Annotated in this window: 1 protein-coding gene; it reads right to left on the reverse strand. The window is 36.5% G+C overall.

The genetic code is table 11. The annotated features are described in order from the left end of the window. Positions 1 to 584, reverse strand: a 584-nt coding sequence (locus tag KPX09_RS05405) for a F0F1 ATP synthase subunit gamma (RefSeq protein ID WP_249549321.1), incomplete at its 3' end; no start/stop codon positions are given. Positions 585 to 1,047 lie beyond the last annotated feature (463 nt).

Genomic DNA, 1,047 nt, shown 5'->3' on the forward strand with positions numbered 1-1,047 from the left:
TTATCCTTACTTCCGTAGAAATCGTTCGGGTCATCAACTATAAGAATATTCTCTATAACTTGCTCCTGCGAATTTATGGCGTGAAACTTGCTATATAGAACCAAAACACTCTTGTAACTTGTGAAATCTATACCCAATGAATAAAAAAAGCCTTTAAAAGCACAAAATCCCAAATTCTTCGGCTGCGATACAACGCCCAGAACCTTTCCGCTATCAGCTATCACATTCTTTACAGCATCATATGCCTTTTTACCAATAAAAAGGAAGCTGAGCTCTTCGTCTATTGCAGAGTTTTGCAAATACTCACGCAGAAACTTTGCAACCGAGTGATTAAATCCTCCGCATAATCCCCTATCAGACGAGAAAACAACCAGCAACTTTCCAGAAGCTCCTTCAACAGCTATGTTATTACAACTATGATCCTTTGCTTCGTGTAGCACCTTCTCGCAGTATCGTCGAGCATGCCCTAAACCCTCTCTCGCAGTACGAAACTTTGAAGCAGAGATCATCTGCATCACCCGAGTTGTCTTTTGTATTGACTTAACACTTCTTATCCTTGTTGAAAGAGCCTTTCGATTTGCCATACCGACACCTTACAGCCATAGCTCTAGTATATTATCTTTTGATCCATTAACAAGTCTAAAAACAGTCTAGAGTTTTTTTTTGCTAACTACTTTATAAATTTCATACATTAATAAATATTTAGAGGGTGTAAGAGCCGTGCTTCTCAATACAAAAGCTATGTTGATGAAAAGCCTAAAAAACATAATCATGTAGCCTTTAGCCTTAATCAGACATAAAACTTCGGCTGTATTGCAGTCAGAATTTAATCACAGAGAATTCTCTTTATCTAAGAAGTTATAGTCCACTCTTTTTCGGTAAAACCTTTTTTATAAAGCTTCATATGGCTATACTTTAAAATCGTGGAAACACATTCAGTTTCATATTCACAAAAATGTGATTTTGAGGATAATGTTCAGTATCAATAAGTGATTAGTGTATCTGAAATTTTGTTGCTATTGCGCGCAGATCCATTCTCTTTGTAGA

It is taken from the genome of Anaplasma phagocytophilum (assembly GCF_023476575.1).
GTDB lineage: Bacteria > Pseudomonadota > Alphaproteobacteria > Rickettsiales > Anaplasmataceae > Anaplasma > Anaplasma phagocytophilum_A.